This window comes from Pseudomonadota bacterium (genome assembly GCA_039024915.1).
Lineage (GTDB): Bacteria > Pseudomonadota > Alphaproteobacteria > Rhizobiales > MH13 > MH13.
The window spans coordinates 1-8,115 of the sequence record JBCCPK010000018.1 but is presented as its reverse complement, the minus strand read 5'-3'; the positions used below and the strand labels follow the sequence as shown (position 1 = coordinate 8,115).

Genomic DNA, 8,115 nt, shown 5'->3' with positions numbered 1-8,115 from the left:
GGTGTTCCGCTGGGTGTTCATGGCGCTGTTCCTCGGTATGGCAGCCGTTTCCCTGGTCGTCGTGGGCTATGGCGCATTCGGCGTCTCCGGCCCCGCGGGAACGCTGATCATGATGGCCGGGCTGGTCTATTTGGTCGGCACCTTCGGGGTCACCGTCTTCTTCAACGTGCCAATGAACGAGGCCCTTGCGGGTATGGAGATGTCATCGCGCACCACGCGCGATTACTGGCTCCAGACCTATGTGCCGAGGTGGACGTTCTGGAACACGGTCCGGACCTTCGCCAGTGCCGCGTCCGCTGCGCTGCTTCTCTTTGGGCTTGTGTGGATGACCCACAGCCAGTCCCAGCCAGTGTAGGTCGACGTTTCCGAAAAGGCGGCGCATCAATCTGATGCGCCGCCCTTCATCCCCGCGAGAGCCCCTCCGACAGCACCGAGGCACGACGGGTATGAACATCCTTGAAAAGGTGAACATCCCTACTCTGCTGGTCACGATTTCCTAGATCATGGCGCTCGGCGATCTGCGCTCCAACGTCGATGACTTCCAGGCGCAGGTCAGATGGCTGATTACGTCTTCACACGCGTTGGTCTTTTCCGGGTCCTGATCCTGCTGGTCTACTGGCTGATCCATCGCTCCGACGCTTTGCTTGAGCTGCATCATCGCGGCAAGTTCGTAATGGGCCATTGGAGCTACACTTACGAAGCAAACGGCAAGCGTCACCTTGGCATTTGGCGGATCTCTCCAGATGTGGCGTCGCTTGCTATCACGGGGCACGGGGAGGCGTTGATGAGCGTTGAGACCAAAACGGCCGATCGGTTGAGAGCCAGATCGCGGCCGCTTCCGCGAAGTTTGCAGAGCGGTCGTGCGCGTCCGCCCGAAAAGATGACTGCGCCGGGCTCGGAGTTGCCATCGGGGCGACCTCCGTATCGACACTCCAGGTGTTCAGTCCGTCGTCGAGAGCGTCGGCAGCGATCGGTCGCTTAGGCGCAGGGGAGCGGCAGCTATGCGGGACACTTCGGTCGTTTGGAGACTCTGTGCAATGGTGTGCTTGTCGCCAATTCGAATACCCGTGGCAATCAGGAGCCGATGGTCAGCGCCCAAATTGGAATAAGAGTACCTTCCTTGCTAGCGCCATCCAATGATGCCAGGAGCGAGGCATGCTTTCAGATGCCTCCAACCCAAAACAGTATCTTGAGCAACTGCCAGAGGATTGGCGGCGACGCACGTTGCTCGAACTCGGTTCGATTATTCACGAGACGGCCTCCGATCTGACGGAGAGTATGAGCTATGGGATGCTGGGATACGGAGCAGGAGATAGCTTTGCATTTCATCTCAATGCCCAACGCAACTATGTCAGCCTGTATGTCGGTAACGCGTCTGACATCGACCCGAGCGGAGAGCTTTTGAAGGGCTTGAACGTGGGAAAAGGCTGCGTCCGGTTCACAAAGTCAAAATCGCCTGGAGATACGCGGATCAGTGAGTTCATCGCGCGCGCCCATGAGCACTGGAAAACAAGCGGGCAGACAGGGTGTTGACGTCCGTATTGTAACCACCCTTGCATATCATCGCGTTGTTCTTATGATAAGGTATGCCTTATGAAAGTAAGTTTGCGGCGCTCGCCCATCCACTCCGTCAAAAGATACTGACATCGCTCGGCGACGCGCCGAAATCTGTGCGGGAACTGACCGACGATTTCAGCCTAAGCCAACCGGCCATCTCACAGCATCTAAAGGTCTTGCGCGAAGCGGGTCTGATCGAAGGACAAACCCACGGCGCAAAGAACATTTACGCTCCACGGCCCGAAAGCCTAGGTGACCTGCGCCGCTACATTGAACAGCACTGGGCAGCGATCTTGCAGTCATTGGATGACGATGAAGAGGACACAAAAGATGAGCATTGAGCCAGTGATTGTAACCGTGGCGATCAGCAAGCCGCCAAGCGAGGCCTTCGATGCCTTTACAACGAAGATCGCGGATTGGTGGCCACTACAGACGCATTCCATCGGTCCATTCATTGGTGAGGCCGTTCCGACCACTGTCGTGGTGGAAGGCTACGAGGGCGGAAGAATTTTCGAAGTTTCCCCAGAAGGGATCGAGCGTAACTGGGGCACTATCACCCACTGGGCGGAGGGAGAGGCTCTGGAGTTCACATGGCATCCCGGAGACCCGGAAAATCGATCGACCCATGTGCGCGTGAGTTTCGCCAAAACCGACACTGGCGGCACCGTGCTGACACTGGTGCATTCCGGTTGGGAAGTGCTCGGTGAAAAGGGGAAGCCGACGCGAGATGGCTACAATTCCGGTTGGGCTGAGAATTTGCGCGTGAACTACTCCAAGTTCTTGGATGGTGTCGCCGCCGCGTAAACGTGGCAGCAGATAACTGTACGGCCGGACGCAATCTAACGATTGAGCCAATATCCAGATACTCGAGTTTGAACCAGCCAGCTAAATACAGCGCGGTAGCTTGGGCAAGTCGGTCCGCATACGTGAACTGAAGCGGTCTTTCATGCAACTTGCGGCTTCCATCAATTTGGTCGCCTACCTGACCTCCGATGCAGCACAGCATTCTGACGATGGGACGTCGCCCACATCGTCTTGACCGGCACATTGCGGACGTTCGTCGTCCCAGCTGGCACAGCAATGCGGCATTCCCGGACCGGCCCTTCGCGGCCAATGCAAGCCGCGGAAATCGATTTCGCTTCGTTGCGCGGACTCGGCGGACCCCGGGAAATCGATGATCGCTCGCGCAGCAGGCATTCCCACTTGCAGCATGGATTTGTCGGCTGCGCCGTAAATTTCTCGACTTCAGCTGCTCGACCGTTTGCATGACGCGGAACCTGGGCTCGTCATCGGCTTAGTCAGGTGTGGCCGCTTGCCTGCCGCTTCATTGCGACGCACATGACCTCCTTCTAACCAGAAGCGTAACTCCCGACGGGTCGGCTGCCCGCCGGCGTGATCAGCTGCTGAAAACTCCTGGCCCAAACGACCCGACACTGGGTGCAACGCAAATCGAGTAATACTGGTGCTATGAACGAGCGCGCTTTTGCTGGCAGATTGAGCAAATCGCGGGTTTGAACCGGTTCGCTCAGGAACGGCTCGTTCGCATGTTCTAAAGATAATCCACGTCGAAGGTAGTTTGCGCGGGCGCAAAGACGCCCCAATCGTTATGTGTTTCCACCGGGCCGATCGCCCCCCAATCGATGTTGGTTTCCAAGGGTTTGTTGGCGCCCCCGTCGAAGTGATCCTCCAGGGGCCCTTTGGCACCCCAATCCACAAAGAAAAACAACTCGGTGTCGTCCTCTTCGAAGTTGAGTATGGATCTGTCTTCGATACGGCTTTCGATGAGCTGTTTGTCGACCGCGCCCAGGTGAGCGACCGCTTGCAGGCTGTAGTACTTTGTATCAGCCACGAGCCAGCTCGTGCCATCGACCTCCCAGACGTCGAGGACATCACTGAGCTCGACGCGGCCATCGCCATCGGCATCGTTGAAAAAGCCCGCATCGAAGGCCAATTGATCCTCGGCGGAGGCAAAGTCGGTGATGGTGTCCGTGTAGAGCGCATCATTGGCCCCGAAGACGAAAGTGTCGGCATCAACGCCGCCGGTGAGGATGTCGGCCTCAGCCGCGCCGCGGATGACATCTTAGCCGGAGCCGCCGTCGATCTCGTCCTCGCCTCAGCCGCCTGAGATATCGTCATGGCCATGGGCACCGTCGATGTCGTCATGGCCGTGGCCGCCGCCGAGATCGTCGTTGCCGTAACCGCCCAAGATGGTGTCGTTGCCGCTCGCACCTTGGACCTCGTCATCGTCGTCGCCCGCATCGATGAAATCGTGGCCGCCGCCGCCGCTGATCGTGTCGTCACCCTCGCCGCCGAAGACCGTGTCGTCACCACCGGCACCGTTGATCTCATCATCACCGCCGAGACCCTCGATCATGTTTTCGAAGCCACCGCCGGTGAGAGAGTCAAACGACTGTTATCCCATGATATTTTCGATGTCATAAAGGCGGTCAAACCGAAAATAGCCTCAGGCGTCACCCCCGGCTTGGTACGCGATCCCTTGGTTCTCCTGATGCGCGAGATCCACGGTGACCTGGTAGGCGGCCAAGGAATAATCGACCGTATCGATCCCCTCATCCCCGTGCAGATGCGCCACCACCCTGGGGTAAAGCCCGCCGTCGAAGAACCCGCCTGTTTGGTCGCGCACGATCGTGTCGTCGCCCTCAAAGCCATACACATCGCCGGTGAAATTCGGCAGGTGGCGCAGATGCGCATAGCTGGCGTCCAACACATCGGCAAAGACCGTGCCAACCAGAGCGTCGCCCCCAAAACCGCTGGAATCCGGCACCGAACGGGCAGCGTGCCCATGCCCCGTCGACAGCCAGTCAAAAAGCATAGGCGGCCTACCCGGCTCGACGGGGTCGGCGCCCTCAGCTTGTGCGCCTGGCGAGGCGACGCTCTCCAAAGCGCTGCTGTCGACCTGTAGCAATTCGTCGGCGTCCGAGCGATCTAAACGATACCTCCCATCCGGGCGTGCGTCCGACTCCAGCGGCTCCCAAGGCTGCGGTATCCGGCTTTCCAATGCGAGCTGATCAAAGATCGGCAAATCATCCCAAAGTGCGTCGACCCCCAGCACAGGAGATTGCAAAAAAATCTGAGTCATCGTTCCATCCATTCAGATGCAATCAGCGGCAGTGCTGGTTGCGTTTTCATTTTCATTTCTTGGCTGGGCTCCTGCGGTTTTCGACGCCGGAGCATTCGTCAATTGTGGAGGCGACCTTGTAGACACCCGCCGCGATTGCGCCCTTTGGAGATTTCGCGCGATCAGGGCACACTTCGCCGCGGCCAGGAATGAGCTGGCCGTTTCCGCGGTTTTCAGAAGTCCGCAGGGCTTTGGCTTTTGGGTTGTCGTAAAGAGACCATCGCGTTGCGTGATGCGTGTGGGTCGCTCCGGCAAAAGCGCTTTGCCGGAGCGCGGCCTTTACCGGAGATAATCGGGCAATTCGCCGACCATCCGATACCGAAAGCGGTCTCGGATAACCTGGTCCCGGGTGAGCCCGATATCGTTGAGCAGATGGTCTGGCATATCGAGAAAGCCCTGGAACTGTTGGATCGCGTTGCGGTGTCTCATTATCCGAGACGGCCACAGCAGGATCACCTTGGCCAACCGCGTGAGCCTCCCTTGGTTGGGCTGCGGCTGAGCCTCGAAAAGCGCGCGTCGCGTCAGGTTCGTTTCAAAATGCATGTCTTTGCCTCTCAGCTTAATGCCGACCAACGCAGCAAGGCGTTGCTCCCAAAGAAACGCTTTTGGGAGATTGGTCAGCTTGTGATGGTTGTTGTGCACAGCTCATTTGAGCCGTGAAGCGCATTTACTGCCGCTTTGCCTGCGCCGGAATGGTCACAGGCGCAGCGTGTACATGTAATTTTGCAGGTAGGGTTTTCCCTGCCTTCCGCAATGCCTAGGCTTGAACCCGCGGAGAATATGTGAGGGGCGCCCTTCGCTGAACGAGCAAATGCCAGGAGGGCGCCGAACGGATGCAACGGCATGCCGTCCGCATCGTTACGGCATCGACCGGATGTCGCTTCTGCACCGTCTCCTACCGCCGACACCGCGTCGCTGATGGAAACCCCCGTGAGGGCCCTGCCAAAAGCCTAGCCTGCAGCCGATTTCGAGACATCTTCGGCGGGCGGTGTCGTGAGAGGGGCGGGCCTCGGCCCGTCGACTTCCCCAAGGAACGCTGGAATAAACGCCTCGCGAATTCTGCGGATCACAGCCTGTACGCGCAAAAGCTGTATCGAGTCCGGATGCAGGTGCAGCGTGGCTTCCATGTCGAACTTTACGTCAGGCACCACCTCAAGCCGTCCGTCATCGCGCGCAATGCATTCCGGCAAAAGCCCTTGTCCAAGGCCCGACGCAACGGCTGACGCCAGAATTCCTGTCTCAGACGCCATGAAAGCAATGGGCTCCTCCGCGTGGCGCAAGCGGTTCACAAACGGCATGTACCGCGCCCTGGTCATGCCCGGCTCGTGGAAGGCAACCCAGGGAATTCTGCGCGCCCCGGACAGGCCTTGCGGGCGATAAAGCCGGTAAGGAATTGTCCCCAAGCGCAATTCAAAACGCGGCGCCTGCGGCTTTGCTTCCAAGAAAAATCCGATGGCCGCGCCCGAACTGTCGAGATGTGGTCTCCCCGTCCCGTTCATGCGCAGCACGATGCCACTATGCTCCGCCAGAATGCGCGGCGCGACAAGCGACGTCACGCGGTTCAAAAGCCAAGGGTTTCCGTAGATTTCGACATCCCCAGCAACACCCTTGCCGCTCTCCGCCACGCCTTCCGACAATAAATCTATGCGGCGTTCAATGTCAGTCGCGCGCCGGATGGTGAGCTGCCCGGCATCCGTCGGCACCAGGCCTTTTCGAGATCGAAGAAAAAGCGTCGCCCCCAGCTCCGCCTCGAGTTTCGTCAACCGTCGGCCGACCGTGGATTGGTCCAGCCCCAGGCGTTCGGCGCCCTGAGCCAAAGACCCCGCGCGGGAAACCTCCAGGACAACCCGTAGATCGTTCCAATCAAAATCTGGCATTCTGTGTAGACCCGAGCTATGGCCACGGGACGGTGCCCCTGCATCGGTGCCGTTTCAAGGCTTTCGGCCAAATCCTGCACAGCAAGTCTTGACGCATCTCTTGCCGGCTTTGCACTGCTGCCGCATTGGGTTTCTGGTTTGAGGAAAAGGCGTTTGATGTGTCGTTGACGCAAAGACAGATCGATCTCATCCAAAGTAGCTTTGAAGATATCGCCGAGTATCCAGGTGAGGCGGCGTCGGTTTTCTATGGCGACCTCTTCGCCAGGTCTCCGCATCTGCGGCCGCTCTTTGTCAATGACATGGACCGTCAGGGCCGCAAGCTCATCAATACGCTTGGGGCAGTTGTGTCCCAACTTCAGATGTTCGATCTGCTCTTGCCAGAGCTCCGAGATTTAGCCCTGCGCCATGTGGCTTACGGCGTGCAGCCAGAGGATTACGTGCCCGTGGGCGATGCAATGAATACCATGGTCTCAAAGTGCTTGCGGTCCACGCCAGATCCCGAATGCGCGGCCGCCTGGGCGGCGGCCTATTCCCTCCTGGCCGAGGCTATGATCGCGCTGTCTAATGAAGATGATCGCGTGGACAGTTGGAACCAATGAACAAAGCTAGCGGCCAGAGATAAATCGAAACCCTGTAATCGTCGTTTTGTGCGCGACCTTTGATTTGGCGCCTAACATCCCGCTGCGCGAAACATCAACGACCGCTTTTGCTGCCGCAGGGCGTGGTGACGATGTCTAGCCCCCTTGCATTCGAGACGCGCCCTGCGGCTTTGGTGGCGAGCGTGTTTCATTTCGGCGCCCGATTGCTTGCTGCGGTCGCCGGGTGGCAGTTCTTTAAGGGGGCCGGGCTTTCGCGTGCCGTGATGTCAATCGACTTGCCTATCCCTCGCAAAACGAGCGCGACTTTCAGCGCTACAAGCGTCGTTCCGAGCAGGTATTGGCGAGGCTCGGCTGGGAAAGCCCGGATGACGAACACTCGCTCGACAAACCCAAGGGCAGGCACCGGCGCAGCTACGATCTGCTGATTGCTGAACGCGGACGTCGGCACGCCGCAAGCGAGGTCGCCTTGTCGCAAGTGCGCAGTCGCAGTGTTGATCTGGATGAGCGCTAATGACGCAATGTCGCCGCCGGTGCGGTGGACGAGTAAGCGGGTCCAGCTTGGGAAAAACGCTTACGCAACTAAATCATGAGCTTAGATATATTTCGTGGTGCCCCCAGAGGGCACATGCCCACTAAATCTTGGGGCACCGCGGGGTACCGCAATTTGGCGATGCAGCCTATATGGTTGGATTTTCCTGTCCCGGCCTGTTCCATCCTGCCGCGCCGCACCCGACCTGGTGGGGGTGGACGAACTTGGCGCGCCCTCAACACAAGCTGACCGGCGCGGAGTTGCGCGCGAAGACGCCGGGCGAGTACGCGGATGGTGGTGGCCTTTGGTTCCACCGCCGGGCCGATGGCGGTGCTCAATGGTTTCTGCGCTACACACCGTTTGGTCGTCGGCATGAGATCGGCCTGCGTTGCTTTCCGGTGGTCAGTCTCAAGG

General features: G+C 58.9%; 13 protein-coding genes and 1 pseudogene. 7 read left to right on the top strand and 7 right to left on the bottom strand.

Going from position 1 to position 8,115, the window contains the following annotated elements; translation table 11 throughout:
• Positions 1-355: anthrone oxygenase family protein (locus tag AAF739_17885; protein ID MEM6384539.1), on the top strand; the 355-nt coding region annotated here is incomplete at its 5' end.
• Positions 356-496: 141 nt separating this feature from the next.
• On the opposite strand, the gene AAF739_17880 is transcribed toward AAF739_17885, so the two are convergent.
• Positions 497-682 carry a hypothetical protein gene (locus AAF739_17880; protein MEM6384538.1) on the bottom strand — a complete coding sequence of 62 codons (186 nt, stop codon included), beginning with the start codon at positions 680-682 and terminating at the stop codon, positions 497-499.
• Between the two features lie 473 nt (positions 683-1,155).
• Between AAF739_17880 and AAF739_17875 the strand changes: the two genes are divergently transcribed.
• From AAF739_17875 to AAF739_17865, 3 genes are read left to right on the top strand one after another with little or no spacing between them, the layout of a single operon-like run.
• On the top strand, positions 1,156-1,533 hold the full coding sequence (locus AAF739_17875; GenBank protein ID MEM6384537.1) for a DUF1801 domain-containing protein: 378 nt from the start codon (positions 1,156-1,158) through the stop codon (positions 1,531-1,533).
• Positions 1,534-1,586: 53 nt separating this feature from the next.
• Entirely contained in the window at positions 1,587-1,898 is a 312-nt protein-coding gene (locus AAF739_17870) for a metalloregulator ArsR/SmtB family transcription factor (protein ID MEM6384536.1), read from the top strand.
• Complete coding sequence (locus AAF739_17865) at positions 1,888-2,361, top strand: SRPBCC domain-containing protein (GenBank protein MEM6384535.1); 474 nt, start codon at positions 1,888-1,890, stop codon at positions 2,359-2,361. The genes AAF739_17870 and AAF739_17865 overlap by 11 nt, the downstream gene beginning before the upstream one ends.
• Before the next feature lie 745 nt (positions 2,362-3,106).
• Here the strand turns inward: AAF739_17865 and AAF739_17860 are convergent.
• A complete protein-coding gene (locus AAF739_17860; protein ID MEM6384534.1) occupies positions 3,107-3,508 on the bottom strand; it encodes a hypothetical protein in 402 nt (133 codons plus the stop codon).
• On the opposite strand from AAF739_17860, the gene AAF739_17855 reads away from it, so the two are divergent.
• A complete protein-coding gene (locus AAF739_17855) occupies positions 3,509-3,682 on the top strand; it encodes a hypothetical protein (GenBank protein ID MEM6384533.1) in 174 nt (57 codons plus the stop codon).
• Here AAF739_17855 and AAF739_17850 read toward each other — a convergent pair.
• The 5 genes and pseudogenes from AAF739_17850 to AAF739_17830 form a co-directional block, all read right to left on the bottom strand.
• The gene (locus AAF739_17850) at positions 3,671-3,901 is read right to left on the bottom strand and encodes a hypothetical protein (GenBank protein MEM6384532.1); all 231 of its coding nucleotides are present in this window, start codon (positions 3,899-3,901) and stop codon (positions 3,671-3,673) included. The two genes, AAF739_17855 and AAF739_17850, sit on opposite strands and share 12 nt — an antisense overlap.
• Positions 3,884-3,949: pseudogene (locus tag AAF739_17845) on the bottom strand (hypothetical protein). The gene AAF739_17850 and the pseudogene AAF739_17845 overlap by 18 nt, the downstream one beginning before the upstream one ends.
• A 72-nt stretch (positions 3,950-4,021) precedes the next feature.
• On the bottom strand, positions 4,022-4,657 hold the full coding sequence (locus AAF739_17840; GenBank protein MEM6384531.1) for a hypothetical protein: 636 nt from the start codon (positions 4,655-4,657) through the stop codon (positions 4,022-4,024).
• 318 nt (positions 4,658-4,975) lie between these two features.
• Entirely contained in the window at positions 4,976-5,239 is a 264-nt protein-coding gene (locus AAF739_17835) for a DUF1127 domain-containing protein (protein MEM6384530.1), read from the bottom strand.
• 407 nt (positions 5,240-5,646) lie between these two features.
• Entirely contained in the window at positions 5,647-6,573 is a 927-nt protein-coding gene (locus AAF739_17830; protein MEM6384529.1) for a LysR family transcriptional regulator, read from the bottom strand.
• Positions 6,574-6,731: 158 nt separating this feature from the next.
• Here AAF739_17830 and AAF739_17825 point away from each other — a divergent pair, with 158 nt between their 5' ends.
• Both AAF739_17825 and AAF739_17820 read left to right on the top strand, forming a co-directional pair.
• A complete protein-coding gene (locus tag AAF739_17825; protein ID MEM6384528.1) occupies positions 6,732-7,172 on the top strand; it encodes a globin domain-containing protein in 441 nt (146 codons plus the stop codon).
• Between the two features lie 681 nt (positions 7,173-7,853).
• Positions 7,854-8,115 (top strand): Arm DNA-binding domain-containing protein (locus AAF739_17820; protein MEM6384527.1); only part of this gene is annotated, 262 nt, incomplete at its 3' end.